We start from the raw sequence: 20,582 nt of genomic DNA on the forward strand, positions 1-20,582 counted from the left end.
CACGCCGCTTCCCAAGGAGAAGCGTCATGGATTCGCGAATTTACGAAAATGCCGATGGCCAGCCGGACATCGACCGCGTCCTGGAGAAGGCCGACGCCGATCTCGCGCGGTTGGACGAGGATCGGGCTGCGATCGCCGAACGCCGCCGTGCGCTAGTCGCACCGCGCTACAAGACCGTGGTTGCCGAGCCGACCGAGGTGCACAACAAGATCGCACTCGGCGGCGTGCTGGTGAACCACGGCCTGTCGGCGATCGACGCCGATGCGCTCGCCGGGCTGCTGGCGTTCTGGGCGGACCAGGTCTGGTCCGACATGGACGAGTTGATCGACACCGAGCCATCGGTGTCGTTCGGCCAAGCGATTGTGATGATGATCGACCGTCACGACCGCGATCTCTCGGCGCGTGGGCTGTACGAGACCTGGCGTCGCCGGCTGGTCGCCTATGACGCCGATCGTGCCGAGTGGCTCGCGCGCAACGAGGAATATCGCCTGGAAGGCGCGTGGCGGGAAGAGGGAATGACGCGCAATCAGCGCTGGCTGATCCGTGTCACCTGCCGCCTGCGCGGGATCGACGTGCCGGGGCACCTGTCGCGCGGCGATGCCGCCGACTGGCTGGAGGCGCACGGCGCCAACCTAAACTATCGCGAGTTCGTGGCGTGACCGCGTTCGTGTGGACCGACCGCGACGGTCAGCGGCACGAGCTCGACAGCCCCGCGAGGATCGAGGCCGAGGTGGCGGAGGTCGCCCGGGAGATGGACGGCTATGTCGCCCTCCTCGACAATCCGGATCGCATGCTGCGTGACCCGGCTCGCACCGCGATCGGTCGGCTCCGGCCCCGGCTCGAGCAGCTGCGGGCCGACCTCGCTCGCTGGAACGAGCACGCCATAGCGATCATCCGGGGCGACGCAATGAACCTCGCCGCGCGGATCGAAGAACTGCCGGGGATGATCGCTGACGTGCTGCTGGTCGTGGAACTGCACCGCGAGCACGCCCGGCTCATGGCCGTCACCAACGACGCGCCCGAGATGCGCGCCCGGCGGCTCGCTGAGCCCATGACCGCGCACCAGCGCCAGGCGATTGCTGTCTGCGCGTCGCGCATCGCGCCGCCGGGCACGGCCACGCGGGGCGAGGCCAAGGCGTGGCTCGACGCGCAACCGCGCTTTGCACGCGGCGGTCAGGTCGATGGCGGCTGGTTCGGCTGGGTCGATCGCAACGGCCACGCCCATCGGCTCGGCGACGCGCTGCCTATCGAGCGCGAGGTCGCAGCGATCGCGAAGGAACTGGCCGCGCTACGCCCGGCGCTCACCGGCGCGAGCAATGCCGACACGCTCTACGAAGCGGTCGATGCGGGGGGCGCTTCTTGGGCGCGCCTGCAAATCCTACAAGGGGATCTGGAGCGGTATGATCGCGAGGCCACGGCCCGCGAGGATACCGCATGGACAGCCTATGCCGCCGACTGGCGGTCGAAGAGGAAGACGTCGTGACCGCATACGCGCTTCGGCCATTCGAGCTCTTCGTCGTCGGCTATCACAATCATGCCTTGGCCACCGTATTCCGCAGGGGTCGGCGCTGTCTGCACTCGTGGGCGAGTACGTGGTGGCAGAGGTTCTACGGGGTTTGGCTGATCTCCCCGGCGGGCCGCTGCTGCATGCGTATGGCCACAACCTTCACACCTATTCCGACAACCTCGGCATATTCGTGGACCGGGAGCAGGCAGGCGCCATCGTGGACCTCTTGCAGAAGGCGTTCGCGTCTTCTGCCGCTGGCCCCTTTCTTCTGCGGGCGGCACCTCCCAAGCCGATCTCGCAGCCGTTCAAGTTCCTTGGCTACTGGTTCCGGCTTGCGGATGGCGGCGCGGAGGTATTCGTCCCGGCAGAGTTTGCCCAGCATCGTGCAGATGCCATCCTCCGGGACCTAATGACCGCCGATCGCACGCGGCTCAGCAAGATGCGGAAGACGATCGAAGGGGTGGCGGGGGAGTGGGCCCGCTGGTACGGCGTCGACGCCTGGAAGACCTCCGCGCTGCAACGCGTTGCAACCGCCGACGAGGCTCTGGACGCGTTCAGGCTCCGGGGTGCGCAGGTGACAGGCTCTGAGGATGCAATACTCGGGTCAACGCCTGGCGCTTATTTTCGCCTCCAATGATCGAGTACTGACCCGTCGATCTGAACGGTGACGAGGTTTGTGGCATCGCCGGTTCCCCGAGAGAGGTAGATCTTGGTGTAAGGCTTACGCTCGTTGGGGCCGAGGGAGATGGTGATCCTGTAGCCTCTGGCGACGTATTCGCGAACCTTCGTCACCATTGGATGGTTCGCCAGATCGAGCTTCGCGACGACGCGCTGATCCACCTGAAGGCTGGCGGGGCGTCCATCTAGCGCGGTCGCGCTTGCGGACATGCGACTGACGCGACTGAGGATTTGCGTCCACGTTTGGCGCAGATGCGATGGGTGTGTGCCGGTCACAAACACATAAGCCGTTCGATCGCGCATGTCTTTGAAGCCCTTCGAGGTCCCGTCCCCTCCCAAAATTCGCTCGATCAGCGTCCCAATTTCATCCGTCGATCCGTGGTACACGCTCGGCTCCCGTTAATTCGAAAGGAAAACCTTCCATAAAGAAACGAATCATGCAAAAGAACTTACGGAACTCTGTTAGATAAGTAGGCGACTACTACTCGTAAGCAGACGGGGTTTTCATGCCAGTGCAAGGCTGCTATATTGATTCGGACTAAGGTGTAAGGGGATATGACGTGGTTGGGTTGCCTAGGCAGATCGTAAACTTTGGAGGATATTCGGAGATCATGCCGGGGGTGCCTCCGGTTTTCTTTCCCGGTGATGTCTTGGTCGTCATGGCAGTGGAGGCTGATGGCGTGTTCGAATGTCAGCTAGCCGACGCGAACGGCCGCCCGGTGCCAAGCGTCTCGGACACCATATTCATCGAAGAGTTGACCTAGCGATTTGGGCATCCGAGCGCTCCGTTGCGCTGGCCCAGCGCGGCTACTGCGCTGGTTGCAGCGACTTGCTCCATCGGCGCTTTGATAAGAAGCTGCACCACTCGGAGGCGGCAACCTCCGGCTACGTCGAGCCGGCAAGTTTCGGCGGCGGAAAGGGGCTCCCGAACGATTCGACGAAGCATCGCCGATGCGAGGAGCGTCGAGGAGAGCCGCCGGCAACGGGTTGCGCTCAGATCTGACACGACCTGGTGCTGAGGCGGCTTAACCTCTGCCACGATCGTTTACGGCCCCGTCAGATGCAGCCGGCTGGGGAAGTCCGGGGTGCTACGATGGGGTCGCCCGGTGCGGGCGAGACAGGTTACGACCACATAACTGCCGCAGGGCCGAATGTGAGCTCGTCAAAATCACAAGAAAACTGGCGCACCCGAAGGGATTCGAACCCCTGGCCTCTGCCTTCGGAGGGAAAGGGAGCCTAGGTTTGATCTAGGTTTTTTAACGCCCGTGACATCACCACTATCGTGAACGAATAACGAACAAAAGCGAAACATTGGCGATTTTCACCGGAGCGGCACCGGACCCTTGAGCGCGCTTTCCGCACCCGTCTGCTCAGTGCGCGGAATCTAATGGCATATTTCTCCAAGACTCCGCGAGGCGATGGTGACATGGTCAACGCGAGGCAAGTATTTGTTGCATGTGCGTTCAAGCGAATTGGGGGCACAAATATGACAGCCTATACCGGTAGAGCATTTTGCTTTTCCTTGGCCGCGATGATCATGCCGTCCGTTTGTGTGGCGCAGACCGCGCCTACAAGCCCTAGGCCAGCCGCTGAAATTGAGCGTCAAATGGCGGAGCTGCAAAAGGAACTCGCCGCCAGCAAGCTCGCGGAGGCAAATGCTGCGATTGCCGCGGAGACGGCAGCCAAAGCGAAGGCCGATCAGGCTAGAATTTATCTCGCGAGCATCAGCGGAGCACCCCCCACTCAGCCCGGTGTCACAGCCCCCGCCGCCTTAATTCAGCAAAGTCAGCCCTCGCCCGGTACCGTTACGACTACGACTGAAAAGCCAGATGGCACAAAAGTTGTGGAAGTGAAGCCTTGGACTCAAGAGGGCATTCGAGCAAATACGACTGGAAAACAGACTTTTGGGGGAATTAACTTTGGTGTCGGTGTAGCCTTTAGCTATGATCTGGGTAGTAACGGACGAGTTTCAGACGCTTCAGTTGTCGATGGCATAGTCAGGGTTAACAGAACCGAGAATGTGCGCGCTCGCTTCGTTCTCGAATCTCATTTCCTTTTTACTCCAACGAATATTGGTGGAGTTAAGAGGTTTTTCGGCTTTGAGAATACAGCCACAGAGAAGAATTGGGGTGTTGGGCCGTTCATTGCGCTTCAGCCTGGAGGTGCCGAGGCCATAATCGACGCCATCGGAGCTGGTGTAATGGTCGGCCTTCGGAGATCGGGTACAGGTACCGATAGCTTTAATATCGGAGTTGGTGTCCTTTACGACCTCAACGTTCAAACGCTTGGCGACGGTATTCTCGAAAACATGCCCTTGCCGGGCCTGGAAGAAGAGGTGCGCTTTAAAAGGCAGGAACAAAGTGGGCTGCTCATTATGTCGTCCTACTCCTTCTAGTCGGGCGGAGCTGACCTTCGCGTCAGCTTCGCCCGAAACCACCTATCATCTCTGCATTTACGACGAGTGCAACACGCGCCCTCTAAATCCATACTTCGCTAAAGCGGTAACGATAGGCCGCTTAGCTTAAGTTGCGATTTCTGAAGGGCTTCCATCTTACCAGGATGTGGGCACCGGCCCTTTGCTCAGATCGACTGAGGCGACCCGCGAAAGTAGTTATTTTGGTCCGAGGACCGCGTGTCGCGGATGGCAATTTCAAGAACGCGAATCCGACGTTGCGCGAGCTTGAGCGACACCACCAGACCGAAGATCGCAATCAGCGACAGCAGCTGAAGCGCGACAGCAAAGGCCATTTCCACACCCTCTCGAAGACCGGACGGGCCTTCCCCCCCCCTGAACAGGGTTAATAGATTTAGCATGCGCATTTGGAAAGTGGCATTCAGATGCCCTTTTGTAGGCAGGGCTCCCATCGTCGAAGACATCTCATAATTCGCGCCGAGTATTCCGTTCGACGCGGCTGACACCACGTCCGCTTCCGCCTGCCTCTTTAGCCACCAGCTGGGCAATGGCATCAGTCCCATTCGCCGACATCCAGCTCGTGCATTCGCATATGCGAGCGGTCTGAAGTTGATTGACTCCAAATTGGGAGTGTACGAGCATCTCCACGGGCTCATTGTGTCTTAGCAATCCCCCGTCGGCGCGAAGTGACGTCGAGAGGTCTCGGTCCAATTCGGCGTTGAATGACCCTTTGGGCACCTTTGGCCACTGTCGTGGCGTATGCGTGAGGCCACCAGTCTCGGCCCCTTAGGCGGGCCGCTCACTGCGGAGGACGCATTGACGCCGACAGAAGACGAAATCGTCAAGCTGCAAAAAGCGATCGGCGTCGACCGCTTGCAAGCGATCTATCACCTCCGCGGCAGAGCCGCGATCCGCGGGAATAACCCTCGACCTGCCTTTCTTCGGTTGCCCTATGGAAACGATCCGTCACAGGAGAAGCGGCCATGACTGCAAACGGCCCAAGCGAAGGGTGCATAAAGAAGCGATAGCCACCGCAAATCGGCGCCACGGTCGTGTTCAAATCTGTACGTTAGCGTCGCAGCCGCGCCACCAGCTTCCGCCACTCCGCCTCGTCCTGCGGCGGTAGCACGAGCGTCGGCCGCTGATGCGTCACCCGAACCAGGTCCGGCCGCGCGCCACACCGGCCGCAGCGGATCCGCTGCGACAGCATCGCCATCCGATTGTCCCAGCGATGCACGAAGAACTTCCGGTCGAGCCACTTGCCGTCGATCACCGCGCGTCGATCGCAGCCGCTACAGCCGACGGCGAGGTTCGCCCCCTTTCGCGCGGCATCACTCCACGTCTCAAATCGAGAGTTCGCACTCATGGCGGGCGTCGTGGCACATTTGGAACATAGCGCGAACAGGCTATATCGGTTGCTAACGATTCGCCCACAGGAGATTGCCGTGACCGCTCAATCCAACCGCTATGCGCCCAAGAGCGAGCCGTTCGGCCGTTGGCTGCTCGTCCAGCGCAGCCGCGGAGACTGGATCGACGGCCTCGCCGATGCCGCCCGGGCAGACCGCGCCTTCCCAAAGGATGGCGACGTCGAGGCCGTCCGCCTGCGCATGGGTCAGCTGGGGGCCGACCCGGACATGCTCGAGGCGCTCGAGGATGCCGAGATGGACTGGCTTTCGCTATGAGGATCGTGACCTCGGCCGAAGCGCGCGCCAATCTCGACGCCGCCGCCCGGGCGCTCGATTGCAGCCACACGATGTGCTCGCGCGCTATCGGCCGAGGTGATGGTTACATCGGCCGGCATATCCGCGAGGGCGTCCCTGCCCTGCTGTCCGACCGGGACGCTCGAACCATCGCGGACTTCCTCGGCACCGATGCCCGCCTCTTCGGCGTGATCATGCCTCCTAAGGTCAAGAGCGCGCCGGCTCTGCCATGGTGGCGCGAGCCGATGCCCCTGTAATGACAAAATAGCCGCCAATAGTTTCATTGGTGCCAGACTGTATCGGCCTTTCCATGTTTATTAAGTGTCGAAGAATCCATTTGCCTATAGTTTGTTGAAGGAGTTTATTCAGCCTAACGACTCGGAGAAGCGCCTGTGCAAAGCATCCCGCCTTGTCCAACCTGCGGCGTCAGAAAGGTCAAACGCTACGGGCACCGAACGTATCGCCGGGATAGTATCGAGCATGCGAAAGGCTGGAAGCGAACCGCTCTCACTATCCTCTTCGACGTTTGGAAGCCTGGGACAAACGAGGCCGCATTCGAGTTCGTCGGGTGCGTGGACTGCGGCCTGATGATCTACGAGCCACGACCATCCGATGCCGAAATTTCAGAGAAATATGCGTTCATCGGTGGCATGGGGGACGCCACGCCGAGTAAGTCCGAGGACCTTGAGCGAACGGCATTGCGCGCTCGCAGAGTGTATAAAATGCTGTCTAAGCATATGCCGCACGGCGCCACTCGCGTGATGGATTTCGGTGGCGGAGACGGCCGCCTATTAAAAGAATTTGTAGAACGCGATTTTGTTTGCGCCCTAGTAGACTATGCCGATCGCCCGATCGCCGGCGTGACCAAGATCGCGACTACAGAAAAGGACATTCCGGTTGATCAGACATTTGACGCGATCGTGTGCAGCCACGTCGTTGAGCACCTCGGCTCGCCGCTGCAGTGCTTAATGGAGCTGCGTCGGTCTCTAGCCGATGACGGCGCGATGTACGTAGAGGTCCCCTATGAAGTGTTTGATCAGCTGCCGGCGGAATCAGAGCCGGTGACGCACGTCAATTTTTTCACGCCGGAAAGCCTGACAAACCTCCTGCAAGAGGCCGGCTACGAGGTCGTTCGTTGCAATATCGACCTGTATCCCCACCCGCAGGGCCACTGGAGTTTATGCGTCGGCGCGATTGCGCGACATGGCCGCGGCCAGAAGATACGGCGCAAAAATGGCATCGCGGGTCTTGATAGGGCGTTGAAGCCATCGACAGGACGGCGATTGGCCGTGCGGCTCGCTCGACGTTTTTATCCTAGCGTGGCGAAGATCAGATATGGGGCCTAAGCTGAGGTGATTATCTCGATTGTTGTTGTTACCGACCCGCCAGCTGGCAAATCTGCACACGGGATAACTAGCTGCACGACCTCATCTGCCGTCTTCGAGTGACCGAGGGGGCGCGCTCTGCCGATGACGGAGGCAGTGTTGTATGCGGTGATTGCTACATAAGCGCTGGCGGCATCAGTGCGCAGCGTGATCTTGCCGCCGCCGTCGAGCGTGCTTTCGACCGCACCCGGCGCGATGACCTTGTTCGTCGTCAGATATCGGTCGGACTGGTCAGGATCGAAAGCCCGGGCGTAGCGCAAGCCAGTAATCGCCTTCCCGCTGCGGTTGGACAGCGTCACCGCGAAGACGAGCCGGTCGCCATCGAGCGTCACCACCTGATCGATGTGCAGTCCATTGAAGGAGCCCTGCCAGTGCGTCGGATCGACGAAGGCGCCCTTGATCTGAGAGAAGCCGGTGAGCTGCATGTTGGCCGCGCGCGCACCGCTCGCCTCGATAACGAACCCCTCGATCGCACGGCCCTGAAGGATCGCGTCGTCGAGCGGCGGACGGTAGAGGCCGACGCGCTTCAAGCCGGTCGCCGTGTCGGTGCGAAAGCCCTCAGGGGCCGCGTAGACCGTGCCGATGCCTCCGAACGCATTGAACCCAACCGTCAGCGTGTCGGATTGCAGGAAGGCTTCCCCGTTCGCCAGCGTGGCCGTTCCGGGCGTTGCAGGCGGCGGGGGCGGCGGAGGTGCAGGCGGCGGCGGGGGCGCGACAACAGGCGTGTAGCCCTTGGGCCAGTAGATGTACTCGCCGGCCGCGTTCTGGCCCTGATAAAACGCCTCGCTGACGCCGTACTTCTTGCGGTTGAGCGTGCCGAAGATGATTCGGCCGTCGCCGTCTCGGTCGTCGAAAGGCTCGGCCACGATGATCGGTGAGAGTGCCATTGGCGTTGCTCCTAGACGTTCGACACGTTGACGCGCTGGCTGCCGACCAGCACCTCGCCGACAGCAGTGATGGTTGGTTCGACGGGAAGGCCGTTGTTGTCCTTCAGCATGTCGGCTTGCGGCAGCGTTCGCGTGCCGGGCTGATGGGCGATCGTGTATGCCTTGGCTGGGTCACGCGCAAAGGGGACCATGACCGCAGTCGCCGACGGCTTGGTGACCGGGCCGGTCAGCGGCACGATCGCCCGCGTCTCATCTCGAACCACAAAGCCCGAATAGCCGTTCGTCGGCTGCGCATTCAGGTCGTTGCCCGACGAATGCTGGACCGTGACCTCAGCACCGCCCGGGACGAACGTCGCGGTCGTGATGCGCGGCATGAACCGCTGCCCCGCCAAGATGCTCTGATACGCCCCTGCGATGCGCCGCCCGAGTTCTTCGTGGCCGAACTGCGTCAAGTGGATGTCGCCGCTGACCAGCGGCAGATCCATGACGCCGACATAGCGGCCTTGCGGCACAGATCGCGACCAGGCGATCTCCGCGCCTCGCGTCATCGTCGGGCGGGTGTTACCGTCCGGGGACGCTTCGTTCGAGGCATCGGCGACGCGGTTGTTCGTACCCATGACGATGACCGGCACATCCGGGCGACCGATCAGCGTCAGGAACTTCTGGAAGACCTTCTGGATCTTGGTCTGATGCAGGTTGCGGCTGCGCACGACGCTGGCCTGCGCGCTGTCATAGGGCTTGAACGTGTCGTTCGCGCCCGCACCGAACAATCCAAGATCGGGCTTAGCGGCGGTAGTGGCGAAGGTGTTGATCGTGAGCTGGAACGGGCGGTTGCTGGCGACGGGCGTGCCCGGCGCCGCGTCGGCGTCGCCCTCCCAGTTCGCAAGCACCGTGCCGCCGATCCCGGTGTTGACGACGATGGTTGGCTCGCCGGTGATCGGGGACAGCGCGGCGTGGAGCGCGCGATAGCCCGCACCGAACTGACCGTTGGCTCGCCACAGCGGGCTGAGGTTCGCGTTGAGCAGCGCCATGTTGCTCGCAGAGCCGACGTCTTCCTCGCCCATCCGCACGCCAGTCGACGACGACGCGAAGTTCCAGACAACGAACCCGACCATGAAGTCGATGCCACCGTTGATCGTATGCAGCACGGTCCCGCCTGCATCGCGGACCTCGTACTGCATCGTGTACGGCCCGCCGGCCGGGATGTTCGTCACCGAACCGCCGGTGAAGCTGAGACCCGAGAATGCCGCGCCGGTATTGGTGAGCGCCTTGGCCGTGGTGCCGTCAGCCACGCGAAGGACGCGGGCGTGCAGGCTGGCAGGGGTGCCGGTGATGTTGGCGAGCGTGCCCGCTACGGGATAGGTCGCGGCACGCGCGGACAGCCCCCGGATCGAGTCCTGGTTGTCGATCGTGATGACCGGCACGGCAACGGGCTGCGGCCACGACGCGACCAGCGCGGCGTGATCGGCATCAAAGTCGGCATCGCTCTGCGCGATGCTGTAGAAAGCGACCTCGCCAACGATGATCCCCGCGCCAACGTTCGTCGCGAGTGTGCTCATTGCGGTGATCGAAGCGGTGTTACGCGCCGCGCCCGTCGCAACCTTCACCCCGTTGCGCCAAACGTCGAGCGTCACACCGTTATTGCGGATTGAGACGACCTCACGCGTCAACGTCGGCGCGTTGCCGATGTTGACGTTCATCGCCGCTTCGCCGCTGCCTGCGCGCTTGTCGGCAACAGTTGCGACGCCCACCGCCGCGCGCAGCGATACGTCGCTGTTCCCGCTGCCGGTCGCCTTCCACGGACGCTGGTTCGTGCCGTTCGCGACCGTCTGAAGGTAATAGACGATGTGGGAGGTTTCGGGCAGGTCGCTGCCCGTCAGGTAGCCCGCGGCGCCGTCGAACACCATTGATCCGGTCGAGGTCGAAAGGACCGCGAACTTCTCGCCGATCTTCGCAACCTGCATCCCGGTTCCGGGTGTAATGTTCTCGCCGCCAAGCGCCGTTGCGCCGAGGATGGTCTGGCCGACTGCCGTTGCCGGCGTCGTCTTTCCGGCGTCGGTGAACAGCCGCGAGAGGTCGCTGTAATCGGCCTGCCGAACGCGGCCGGTTGTGCTGAGCGTCGTCATCAGAAGTCACTCCCGACCAGCAGGCGACCGCCTGACGCGGTGAAGAACTGCGAGGTGTAGCCGTCGCCGGTCAGCGGGCGGTCGGCGTATGCAGGCGAGCCGACCGAGCCGGAGAACGCGCCCGCGTCGGTGCCAGCGGGTGCGCCTGCGTAGATCGTCGGCGTCGGTGTCGGCGTGGGGGTGCCACCGCCGATAGGGCGACGCACACTAGCCGCGAGCGCGAATTGCTCGGCGATCGCGGCGACGGCGCTCGGCAACATCACTCGCACCATGCGCGGCACGACGCCGACCTGAAGGGTCATCTCCACCGGATCGCCTGCGGCAAGTGGCCCGCCAGCCGACAGTTCAGCAAAATCGCGCTGATCGACCGGAGCGGCAACGCCAGCGCGTACCGCGGCAGATGCGATCCGATCGTCAACAGTCAGACGACGGGGCGCGGCATCTGGCAGACGCGGATCCCATAGGAGGATTTGCTTCATGTCGGTCCTTTCAGCGTTCACTTGGGCCAAGCGTCGACGGCGAGCTGGCGGCGGGCATCACATGCGGCGAGGTCGATCCGCCCCTGCCGGATCGCGGCTTCGGCCTGGGCGCTGGTCGCGCCGCCGTCGGCCTGCCGCTCAACGGGGGTCGGCAGGCATCGCGCCTTCGCCTGCACGGGCGGCGGCGGGATCTGCGGCAAGGAGGGCGGCGTCGAGATCGTCGATCCCGCGCACGCGGTCAGCGCCAAGGCACACAGCCCGGCCGGCATCAGTCTGAGCATATTCCCTCACGGTGTTGGTGGAGCGGACGATGATCGGCTCGCGGGCGGACAGGCGGTCGGCAAAGGCGGTCGCCGCCTGGGCGGTCTGGACGGCGTAGCGCCGCTCGGCGTCGAGCTTCGCCTGCTCGGCCTTGCGCACCGCCTCGGTCCATACCTGCCGCTCGTTGGCGAGCGTCTGCCTTACATCGGCAAGGCGCTCGCGCGTGAGCAGCACGGCCGCGACCATCGCGGCCAGCGGGATGGCCCACCAAAAGCGGCGGAGCAGCCCGCCGGCGGCCGCCCACGTCACGCCTCGGTACTCGACAGTGGCTTGCCGCTGGTGGCGAGGCGCACCGGCGCGCCGATCACCGGCACCCCCTTGGGCCAGCGCGAGGCGACGAGCCGCGCCTTGGCGATGCGCGTCACCGTCACGCTGTCGCCCTGATTGCCGCCGAGCACGTGATAGGCGGCCGTGTCTTCGCCCACGTAGAAGCCGACATGGCCACCGCCGGGCCGTTCAAAGACGAGGATGGCGCCCGGCGCGAGGCGATCGCGGGCGAGGTTGCTCCCCCACGTCGCCCAGGCGCTGGCACGAACCGCGACCCGCATCCGGTGCAAGCCATCGGCGGCGAGATCGAACCCAGCGTCGGACAGGCACCACGCGACGAAGAGCCCGCACCACGGCACGCTGTCGGCGTTGTAGGCGATCCCCAGAACCTTCACGCCGAGCCGTTTCGCCCAGCCAAGGATCGTCGGATTGTTGGCGACGCCCGGCGCTTCACGCGTGCCAAGCTTCGCCCGCGCGGCCGTCAGCCACGCCGGCTCGGTCGTCATGATCGTTCCTTTCGTTGGATCAGGGCGGGTTCGGCGGTCCCGCCAGTGCTTTCAGCATCGCCTGCGCCCCGGTGCGGATGGCTGCGCCGACTTGCCCCTTGGCCATGCTGATGATGCCGATGCCGATCGCGGCGATGCCGATGCCGGTCACCCCGGCGGCGAGCAGGCCCAGCTCGTGCGCCTGCGTCCACAGCGCCGCCACGAGCGCGCATAGGGTCGAGATCAGGACGTCGAGCAGAATCTGCCGCCGCCCCTTGGTCTGGAGAAACACGATCGCGCGGGTGATCGCGACCGCGATGATGGAGATGAAGACAGGGCCGGGCTGATAGGGATAGCCGAGGAAATCCCAGGTGACCGGCTGCGTCGCTACGGGGATCGTGGCCGCCGCCCCCGCCGCGGCCAAGAGCCTCACCGGAGGCATACCGCGATCAGCGCTGCCGCAAAGCTCAGGGCTAGAACCACAAGCGCACGCAACATCACTGGCCAGCGCGACCACATGTCGACCGGCATGGGGGCCTTGCGCAGCTGGTGCTCGAGGCCGGGCTCGCCCAGCACGACCAGCGACATCCAGACCATGCCGCACATCACTGCGATCGGATCGAGCCAGCGCTTGGCCATCAGCGCGCGCGCGACGATGTCCGGGGTCTTCTGGTCCCAGCTCCACAGGTGCAGCGCTTCGGCCCCGCATCGCAGTGTCAGGCCGATGCCGGCAAACAGCGTGATCGCCCGATAAACCGACACCGGGTCGAGCGGGTGATCGAAAAGCCGCTGTTGCCAAATCCTCGACCCCTGCCGCCCCACCATCATGACGCCGATGAAGAAGGCGCCAGTCATGAGGAACAGGTTGAAAAGAAAGAGGCTGGGATCGTTGTTGAAGCTCGCCGGGGCGAAGGACGGCGGTGAATTGATGACCGCCTGTGCAGCTATGCTGTTGGCGGCGCTCATAGAAATATGCGGGTGTCACGTGGCGCCGAAGCGACGCCGGCCAAACGAATAACGTCTGTCACGCTGATCTCCATTAGTAGAATGGACCAAGGGACTGTGGTACTTATCGAGTCGTCGAACAGGACACCCCTTGGGCGGTGCACCGCCCAGTTTTAGCCTGTGACGAATGGCGCGAGCGTCGCGTATTGGCCGGTGTCCGGCCCTGTCACGTAATTCGGCGGGTTGAGGCGGAAGATGTAATCCCGCCCCCAAAAGCGTCCGCCGCGCCAAGCGGTAGTGACCGAACGGACATTCCGGTCATAACCTTCTCCGATTGTTAACCAATGACGAGCTACAGAGAGGTGTCTCCATCGGACCTGTCAGCGTCTCCGGTGCGGCGGCTGCTCCCCCCCTCTCCATGGAGCCGCCGCACCCCTACTGAAGGTACGGTGCGAGCATCGCGAACTGTCCGCTGTCCGGCCCTGTCAGGTAATTCAGCGGGTCGAGGCGGAAGATGTAATCCCGCCATCGGAGCGCTCGTCGCTTTTACGGGGTCGCGGTCATCACCCGCATATTAACCGCGACAAGTCAGCGATGTCTTTTTGCAAACGGCGGCGGCACGGACTGCGAAATTACGATGACCTTGGCGGCTAGGGTGGCGGTCGAAGCGTCCACATCAGTGCGCCGTCGTCATACCGACAGCCGGGTTTAGGGACGGCACGGTTCGAACGGCGTCTCGCTGCTGTTCGTCGGCAGGATCGCAGACCGGAGGTCGTGACAGCGAGCGACCAACCACAGGACCCCAACCGCCGCACCGAAACCCGCTCGCTTCATCGCTCACGTCTTTCGTGTTGACTTGCTATCGGACGCGAGGGTTAATTGTAAAAAAATGACATCGATGGAGAGATGACGTTGCAGGTGATTATAGGTTCGAACGGCGATCGGCCGATGCGTGGCATATTGGTCGCCATGCCGATTTCAGCTCTTATCTGGGGCGCAATTCTCGTTCCGCTCTTCACCTGATTCGTTGAGCCATTAACCCGCCGCAATCACCGATGCGGCGGCGGGGCGTTGGAGGCCACTAGAGCAGCGTTGAAGTTCGCAGCGCTTTTTTGCTCGCACGCTTTCTTGCCCCGTTGGGCATCGAGTTGTGGCAATTTCCACAATGATGCCGCGTCAGGCGACAAGGTATGGCGTTAGCATCTCGAACTGCCCACTGTTCGGCCCGGTCGCGTAATTCAGCGGGTCGAGGCGGAAAATGTAATCCCGTCCCCAGAAGCGTCCGCCGCCCCAGGCGGTGACGCCAATCCATTCGGGGTTGTCCCGGATGTAGCTGTAGACCTGCGCCATGATCGGGCCGCAGGTGGCTTGGTCGGCGCGCGCCGGATCGCCGCCCGCCACCTCACCGAGGAACAGCTTGAACCCGCGCTCGCGCGCCCAGGCGGTGATCGCGATCAGGCGCGAGGATCCGGTGACACACAGGCCGCTCGTGCCGCTAGCGTCGGCGTCGACATAGCTGTGCGGCGAGAAGGCGAAGTTGCCCGCGGGATCGTAGAACCGGTCGAACGCCGCCGCCTGGCCGAGCGAGACCCAGAACTGCGCCGATGAATAGCGCTGGCCTTCGACGAGGATCAGGTTGGCCGCATCGGTCCGCGCGCGGATCGCGTTGGTCACGCACTGCATGACATCAGCCACGCGGCCGGCGTTCTGCCGATCGCCGCTCGGCTCGTTCATGATGTCGAACCAGACCGCGCGGCTCGCGTAGCGATTGGCGAGCCGCTCCCACAGGTCGACCAGCGCCGCGGTCGGCGCTGCCGGGTTGTCGTAGGCGACTTTCCCGGCGTCCTTTCGGCTCATGTAATTGTGGACATCAAGGATGACCGTCCCGCCCAGCCCCTCCCAATAGTCGATCACGCCATCAGTGCGGCCGATATCGTCGTTCGCGCCGCCCAGCGGCCCGTACAGGTCGGGCTGGATGCGCTCCCACTTCACCGGCAGGCGGATGATGCGGACGCCCTTCGCCCAGTAATAATCCATCTCGGTCTGGCCGGCGTAGACGTAGTGCGTGCCCAGCGTGCCGGGGATCTGCGCGGGCGTGAACTCGGCGCCGGCCAGGTTGACGCCGAACTGCTTGGCCGGGGTCGCCGCGACGACGGGCGGCGTCAGATAGGCGCATGCATCCGAGATGACGATCGGCGACGTACCTTCAGGGTCGCTGATCCGCAGCACATGCTTGCCGGCGCCCGACAGCGGCACCGTGAAGATGATCTCGCCGCCATCCGCCGCGATAAGCCGCCCGCCAGTCATCGTCGCTGCCGCGCCCAGCGCCGCCGCGATCGCCGCGTCGAAGCCCGCCGGCGCGCCGGTCGAGGCGAAGGCGACGCTGTCGCCCGCGGCACCGATGGGCACGTGGATCGCATAGGTGACGACGCCGCCGGCGACGGTCGCGCGCAGCTCCCAGTATCGCGGCGGGCGGGCCTTGATCGTGAAGCTGAGGTTGAGGCTGCTGGTCTGCGTCGTGATGTACGGCCGCCACCGGCTCGCGTCGGTCGGCGCGTTGCCGCTCGACGCCGTCTCGCTCGTGTAGATGTAGCGCCCGCCGTCAACGAGATAGGTAACCCAGTCGCCTTGCCGGTAGGCGGTGCCGCTCGCCCAATCGCCGCGCGCGCGCACTTCGTCGAACTCGGCCGCATCGCCTTCGGCGGTCAACTGCGAGATGATGAACAGCTCGCGCGAGCCTTCCTCGGGACCGTTGGCGAGCAGCGTGAAGTCGATCGTCACCGGGGTCGCGTCGTCATACCGCTCGGTGAAGGTGATCTCGCAACCGTCGTAATAGTCGGCCGGGTTGGCCGGGTCATAGCGCGGCAGGAAGACGTCGCACCCCGCCGCTTCGCCCGCATCCTTGAAACCCGGCCGAAACGACGGCGACAGCGCGCGGCGGCCGTCGCCGGCGGGGTAGAGCTTCAGCTTGGTGCCGGGGATGATGTTCGCGGTCTCGATTACCACGCGGAAGCTGTCGCCATCGAACAGGCTTGTCTGGCCGGTCGGCAGGCGCAGCGCGAGGCGCGGCGTGCCGGTCGGCGTTCTCGATGTGTCGAGCACGCGCACGAGGTTGCCGCTAAGGATCTGGCCGGTGCCGTTCTTCTCGCGCTCGGGCGTCCCCGCCGCGCCCTGGTTGGCGAGGAGGAATTGCATCTCGCGATAGCCGGGCGACCCGTCGGGGTTGGTCGCGTTGGTGCGGCGGTTTCGGCGGCTGCGGTTCGTAAACCGCATGATCTGCCCCTGATATCCGCCGCCGATCGTCAGCAGGCCCGACAGCGTGCCCTGCGCCGGCGGCGTCGTGCCGCTCGTCAGGCGGCGATAGGTGCAGCCGTAGCGGGCGAGCTCCTCGGCGATGACATCGTGCCAGGACCGCTCCCAGTTGCCCGTCGAGGCGAGCGACCCGCCGCCCGTCATCCAGAGCATGATCTGCGCGCCCGCCAGCGCATTGTTGACGACGAGAGACAGCGTCACTTCGTCGCCCTCGCTCGTCAGCAGCGGCGTGTCGCGCCGCATGATCCAGCGCGGCAGATGCTTCTTGTTCGGCTGCACCGCGCCAAGGATTGCCGGAATGACGGTCACTGGACGATGTCGCCGGCCAGCACCATCGTCGACCGGAACGACGAGGTGCGCTCGGTGCAGATGACCGAGGCAACCGCATATTGATCGGCAAGCCGGAAGACATTGCCGCGGGAGCGCAGGAACCCGCTCTCGCCGCTGCTGTTCGTCCCGATCGTCACCGTGACGCGCGGCCCGCCGCTGCCCTGCTGGATCAGCAGGCAGGACCATCCAGGCGCCACCCCGCCCGGCAGCTGCACGCTGATGTTCGACGTGCCGGTGACGCCCGCCAGTAGCAGCGTCTTGCCACTGTGCTCCGGCCCTAGGACGATGGTGTTACCGGTCGTGAGCGCGATCCGCTCGAAGCGCAGCAGGCTTGCGTCGAACGCCGACTGCGTCGGGCACGGCACCAGCGTCGTCGTGCCCGCGCCGGTTGGCAGCGGATAGCGGCCATCGCCGTTCGGCCCGCCGCCCGCGATCCCGCTCGACCACGCGGCCAGCATCGCCGTGAAGGCGTCTTGCCGCTCGAGAAACTCGAGCAGCTGCGCCGCAACTTCGTCGTTCTCAATCGGCATAGGTCCCCCAAGCCTCCCAATCGAAGCCGTCGATCGTGCGGTTGTCCGAGGTGGCCGACTGCGCCTTGAAGGTCGCGCCGGCGACGTCGCGATCGCCGGTCGACTGCATCCAGGCGTCCTTGAAGCTCGAATTGTCGGCGTTGAAGGCGATCGCCGACACGCCCATCAACGCCGCGAACGGCACCGGGAAGTTGATCCGCACCGCCGCCTCGTTCGTCAGTTGCTGGCGATACTGGCCCCACTGGCGGATGTAGCCGCCGGGAAACTTTTGAAAGCCCGCGGCCGGGTTGAGCTGGCTGTACGTCCCGGCGAAGAGCGGGACGAGCGTCTCATAGGCAAGCGTTGTGACCGTGACCGTGCCGTCAGGCGTGATTCGGAAGGGCGTGATCGGCTGACCGCCATTCGGGTTCACTACCCGAAAGTTCTCAGCGTAGATCACATAGTCGCTGCGCTCGCCGGTGAGCGTGTTGACCGTGCCGGTAATGTTGCCATCGAGGTCGAGGATGTTGACCGACCGCAGCGTCACGCCGCTAGGGTCGAACAGGATCTCCTGCATGTCGGTGATGTCGGCGCGGTGTCCGTCGACCTCGGCGGTCAGCGCCGTTAGGCTGCGCGAGGCGAAGCCCGCGCCCGTGATCTCAATCGAATCGCCGTTGAGCACCCACCCGTTGTCGGCGCCGTTGCGCGCGCCGAGGTAGGCGAAGTTCTGCGCGAAGACCGCGTTCGCGGCCTCCGACGCTGCCTTCACCTCGCCGATCACCACGCCGACCTGCTTGCCGTCGAGCACCGTCCGCGCATCGATCAGCGCGGTCAGCGCGTCGCCGCGCAGGATCTGGCCGAGAATGTTGAGACCATTCAGGTCCGCAAGCCGGTTGACCTCCTCCGCCAGGCGATCACCGACATAGGAGCCGTTAGGACTGCCGTTGGTGGCACCCGGCTCGGCGGGCTTGAGATCATCGATCGGCGTCCCGTCGGGATAGGTCACCACGCTGCCGGATGTCTCGACGGGTCCGAGAACCAGCCGCCGCGACAGCGATCCTCGAACGCGATACCGAATGCCGACCTCGTACTGGGTTCGATCGAGCACCCCTAGAATGTCGCGACGACGAACGGTCGCAGGCTCGATGCTCGCGCCGGTCCAGTTCACATCTTCAGCTGCACCTGCGATGTAGGGCCGGTAGTCGAAGACGACCGCGTCGAGCGCCCGGTCATCCGCGGCGCCCGTGATAACGAGGGCGGGGACTTCCAGGCTATCGCGCGACAGAGTTGCGCCGACGAGTTGCCAATCGGCCGAGGAAGGAGCGGAGAGGTCTACGCCCGGATTCGACAGGTCGGGCGTACGTGGCGGGACGCCGGAACGCCCTAGAGCAAATGAATGCTTCTCCGCCGTCTCGCTACGGCAGACGAGTGTCACGGCCATAGAGGCCGCATCGATCTCGCGCTCTCGCAGGATCACATCGCGGCCGATGAGGTTCGCCTCGGGAATATCGATCGTCAGGCAATCGCCCGGCCGATAGCCGAGCGCGTAGATCTTCGCGGTGATCGAGATGCCGTCGAGTTCGCGATCGTTGAGCATCGCGTAGAGCGCCAGTTCCGCGCCTTGGTCGGCTTGCTGAACGAGCGGGAAGTCGAGTTCGCGAGGGCGGCTTGCGCCGTCCAACGCAACATATTCAGGCACCGATACCGGATCGAGCGGGGTCATTTCCCAGCCTTGCGCTTCAAGCCGGACTTTGGGGATGATGGTGTTGCGTCGGATGCGGCTCGCCGCGGTCGCCGGCACGTCGACCGGGCCGCAGACGTCGTTTGAGGTCACCGTGCCGATCGACACGCGGGGCGCCGAGAAGATCGCCGCCAGCCGCGCGCCGACTGGCACGCACTCGCCGCCGCCCGCCTGGGCGATCATGCGGAGCACGTCCCAGCTGTTATCGGCCTCCGTGAACACGGTGCCGCCAACCTTCCAGCCATTCGCATCGCAGACGTTGGCCCATTCGGCGAAGGTCGCCATATCGATGCCCGAAGCGGCCAGCCCGCCCCCGGCGACCAGAACATCGTTCTGATATCGGCCGAACGCCCAGGTCACTGCATGGCAGGCGGGGTTCTCCGAATAGACATAGGTCTCCTCGTCGCCGAGACGACAGGCGCCCGAGCCACCGGGATAGGTGCTGTCCTGCCGGGGGTCGTAGACGAGCACGCCTTCGACCACGCGACCGCGGACTGGAACGCCGGTCGGGAAGACCTTGCCCTCCTTGTCCCACTTCAGCGTCCATAGATCGGCGGCGAGGCCTGAGAGCTTCGATGTCGGGTCCCAGCCGGGAATGGCACCAGCCGGACCGGCGAGCGCACGGGCCTCAGGCGTCGCGCCGATCTGCGTGTCGAGCCACATGTAACCGGCGTATGCGCCGAGCGCCGCCGTTCCGGACAGCGCCACGGCCGTCAGCTTGTCGATCAGCAGCGGCCCGACCGACTTGACCGGGCCCAGCGACAGGATGCTGACCCAGCTCTCGTAGACGTTCTTTGCACCGTAATACTGGCGGTGCGCGACCCGGCCGCCGACCAGCGTTCGACCCATGGTGTACGGGATGCCGCTCTGCTTCTCGATCGTGAACTTGGTCGGGTTTCCGGCGACGGTTCCTGGTGGTGGGCGTCCAGCAAGTGACGCGGCGCCAAGGCTCATCAAGCTTGCTGCTACACCGGCAATAGTTCCGATGGTCGTAAGCGTCGCGGCCGTCAGCCCTATGGCGCCGACGCCAATCGCGCCGACTCCAGTGGCAACCAATGCCACGGCGCCGACGATGAGAGCAGCGGTTTTCAGGGCTTTTGCCAAGAGCATATCCTATCGTAGGATCGAAGTCCGTCATTCGGCGGAAGGGGGACTGCAAATGGTGAAAGGCAAAGCGGCGCTGATCGGCGCAGTGCTGTTGAGCGGCTGCGCATCGACCAACGAGGTCATGCAGATGGCGCCAACTCAGGTCTTCAAATCCGACAAGTCGGCGGACGAAGTCTCGTTTTGCTTGGCCAATCGGAACAACACCGTGCCGATGCCCCGCGACGACGGCTCCAGAGTCGTCCTGGTCAAGAACGGATATGGGGCGGTGTCGCTCGCCTTCGCCGTTTTCCCCGAAGGTACGGGAAGCCGGATCGAGTATCGTAAGAAGTTTGGAACGATTGGCGGCGCTTGGAAGCGGTGCGTGGGCATTAAGCCGGACAAGGACTGATA

The 20,582-nt window shown here is 64.1% G+C and carries 21 protein-coding genes; 8 read left to right on the forward strand and 13 right to left on the reverse strand.

All coding sequences use genetic code 11. The annotated features are described in order from the left end of the window. The first annotated feature begins 26 nt into the window (after positions 1–26). From FHR19_RS01530 to FHR19_RS01540, 3 genes are all read left to right on the forward strand, one after another. On the forward strand, positions 27–659 hold the full coding sequence (locus FHR19_RS01530) for a hypothetical protein (RefSeq protein ID WP_184023553.1): 633 nt from the start codon (positions 27–29) through the stop codon (positions 657–659). Continuing rightward, on the forward strand, positions 656–1,483 hold the full coding sequence (locus FHR19_RS01535) for a hypothetical protein (RefSeq protein ID WP_184023554.1): 828 nt from the start codon (positions 656–658) through the stop codon (positions 1,481–1,483). The genes FHR19_RS01530 and FHR19_RS01535 overlap by 4 nt, the downstream gene beginning before the upstream one ends. Before the next feature lie 133 nt (positions 1,484–1,616). Beyond that, positions 1,617–2,144, forward strand: coding sequence for a hypothetical protein (locus tag FHR19_RS01540; protein ID WP_184023556.1), 528 nt, complete (start codon positions 1,617–1,619; stop codon positions 2,142–2,144). On the opposite strand, the gene FHR19_RS01545 is transcribed toward FHR19_RS01540, so the two are convergent. Next, positions 2,126–2,572, reverse strand: a complete 447-nt coding sequence (locus FHR19_RS01545) for a hypothetical protein (RefSeq protein WP_184023558.1) — start codon at positions 2,570–2,572, stop codon at positions 2,126–2,128. The two genes, FHR19_RS01540 and FHR19_RS01545, sit on opposite strands and share 19 nt — an antisense overlap. Before the next feature lie 1,099 nt (positions 2,573–3,671). Between FHR19_RS01545 and FHR19_RS01550 the strand changes: the two genes are divergently transcribed. After that, positions 3,672–4,580 carry a hypothetical protein gene (locus tag FHR19_RS01550; RefSeq protein WP_184023560.1) on the forward strand — a complete coding sequence of 303 codons (909 nt, stop codon included), beginning with the start codon at positions 3,672–3,674 and terminating at the stop codon, positions 4,578–4,580. Between the two features lie 185 nt (positions 4,581–4,765). Here FHR19_RS01550 and FHR19_RS01555 read toward each other — a convergent pair whose 3' ends face one another. Next, positions 4,766–5,161: a hypothetical protein gene (locus FHR19_RS01555; RefSeq protein ID WP_184023562.1), complete on the reverse strand. Its 396-nt coding sequence runs from the start codon at positions 5,159–5,161 to the stop codon at positions 4,766–4,768. A 506-nt stretch (positions 5,162–5,667) separates the two neighbouring features. After that, positions 5,668–5,871: a hypothetical protein gene (locus tag FHR19_RS01560; protein WP_184023564.1), complete on the reverse strand. Its 204-nt coding sequence runs from the start codon at positions 5,869–5,871 to the stop codon at positions 5,668–5,670. Positions 5,872–6,043: 172 nt separating this feature from the next. Here FHR19_RS01560 and FHR19_RS01565 point away from each other — a divergent pair, with 172 nt between their 5' ends. The 3 genes from FHR19_RS01565 to FHR19_RS01575 all read left to right on the forward strand — a co-directional run bounded on the left by FHR19_RS01565 (position 6,044) and on the right by FHR19_RS01575 (position 7,644). Further along, a complete protein-coding gene (locus tag FHR19_RS01565; protein ID WP_343053120.1) occupies positions 6,044–6,280 on the forward strand; it encodes a hypothetical protein in 237 nt (78 codons plus the stop codon). Further along, on the forward strand, positions 6,277–6,555 hold the full coding sequence (locus FHR19_RS01570; RefSeq protein WP_184023566.1) for a hypothetical protein: 279 nt from the start codon (positions 6,277–6,279) through the stop codon (positions 6,553–6,555). Before FHR19_RS01565 ends, FHR19_RS01570 begins: the two co-directional genes overlap by 4 nt. Positions 6,556–6,885: 330 nt before the next feature. Then, positions 6,886–7,644, forward strand: coding sequence for a class I SAM-dependent methyltransferase (locus FHR19_RS01575; protein ID WP_184023568.1), 759 nt, complete (start codon positions 6,886–6,888; stop codon positions 7,642–7,644). On the opposite strand, the gene FHR19_RS01580 is transcribed toward FHR19_RS01575, so the two are convergent. The 10 genes from FHR19_RS01580 to FHR19_RS01625 form a co-directional block, all read right to left on the reverse strand. Further along, positions 7,641–8,570 carry a hypothetical protein gene (locus FHR19_RS01580; protein ID WP_184023569.1) on the reverse strand — a complete coding sequence of 310 codons (930 nt, stop codon included), beginning with the start codon at positions 8,568–8,570 and terminating at the stop codon, positions 7,641–7,643. The genes FHR19_RS01575 and FHR19_RS01580 overlap by 4 nt on opposite strands. 11 nt (positions 8,571–8,581) lie before the next feature. Next, on the reverse strand, positions 8,582–10,696 hold the full coding sequence (locus FHR19_RS01585) for a hypothetical protein (protein WP_184023571.1): 2,115 nt from the start codon (positions 10,694–10,696) through the stop codon (positions 8,582–8,584). Then, positions 10,696–11,175 (reverse strand): hypothetical protein, encoded by a 480-nt coding sequence (locus FHR19_RS01590; RefSeq protein WP_184023573.1) that lies wholly within the window; start codon positions 11,173–11,175, stop codon positions 10,696–10,698. The genes FHR19_RS01585 and FHR19_RS01590 overlap by 1 nt, the downstream gene beginning before the upstream one ends. Before the next feature lie 138 nt (positions 11,176–11,313). Then, positions 11,314–11,745, reverse strand: a complete 432-nt coding sequence (locus FHR19_RS01595) for a hypothetical protein (RefSeq protein ID WP_184023575.1) — start codon at positions 11,743–11,745, stop codon at positions 11,314–11,316. Further along, entirely contained in the window at positions 11,742–12,269 is a 528-nt protein-coding gene (locus FHR19_RS01600) for a TIGR02594 family protein (protein WP_184023577.1), read from the reverse strand. Before FHR19_RS01600 ends, FHR19_RS01595 begins: the two co-directional genes overlap by 4 nt. A 19-nt stretch (positions 12,270–12,288) precedes the next feature. Then, complete coding sequence (locus tag FHR19_RS01605; RefSeq protein WP_184023579.1) at positions 12,289–12,690, reverse strand: hypothetical protein; 402 nt, start codon at positions 12,688–12,690, stop codon at positions 12,289–12,291. Continuing rightward, entirely contained in the window at positions 12,678–13,214 is a 537-nt protein-coding gene (locus FHR19_RS01610) for a hypothetical protein (RefSeq protein WP_184023581.1), read from the reverse strand. The genes FHR19_RS01605 and FHR19_RS01610 overlap by 13 nt, the downstream gene beginning before the upstream one ends. Positions 13,215–14,369: 1,155 nt before the next feature. Beyond that, complete coding sequence (locus tag FHR19_RS17935) at positions 14,370–16,814, reverse strand: cellulase family glycosylhydrolase (RefSeq protein ID WP_184023583.1); 2,445 nt, start codon at positions 16,812–16,814, stop codon at positions 14,370–14,372. Continuing rightward, a complete protein-coding gene (locus FHR19_RS01620; protein WP_184023584.1) occupies positions 16,811–17,365 on the reverse strand; it encodes a hypothetical protein in 555 nt (184 codons plus the stop codon). Before FHR19_RS01620 ends, FHR19_RS17935 begins: the two co-directional genes overlap by 4 nt. Further along, positions 17,355–20,189: a gp53-like domain-containing protein gene (locus FHR19_RS01625; protein ID WP_184023585.1), complete on the reverse strand. Its 2,835-nt coding sequence runs from the start codon at positions 20,187–20,189 to the stop codon at positions 17,355–17,357. Before FHR19_RS01625 ends, FHR19_RS01620 begins: the two co-directional genes overlap by 11 nt. 55 nt (positions 20,190–20,244) lie before the next feature. Here FHR19_RS01625 and FHR19_RS01630 point away from each other — a divergent pair, with 55 nt between their 5' ends. Further along, positions 20,245–20,580: a hypothetical protein gene (locus tag FHR19_RS01630; protein ID WP_246359247.1), complete on the forward strand. Its 336-nt coding sequence runs from the start codon at positions 20,245–20,247 to the stop codon at positions 20,578–20,580. Positions 20,581–20,582 lie beyond the last annotated feature (2 nt).

Origin of the sequence: Sphingomonas yantingensis, from assembly GCF_014199325.1 — a bacterium.
In the GTDB taxonomy this organism is placed as follows: Bacteria; Pseudomonadota; Alphaproteobacteria; order Sphingomonadales; family Sphingomonadaceae; genus Sphingomonas; species Sphingomonas yantingensis.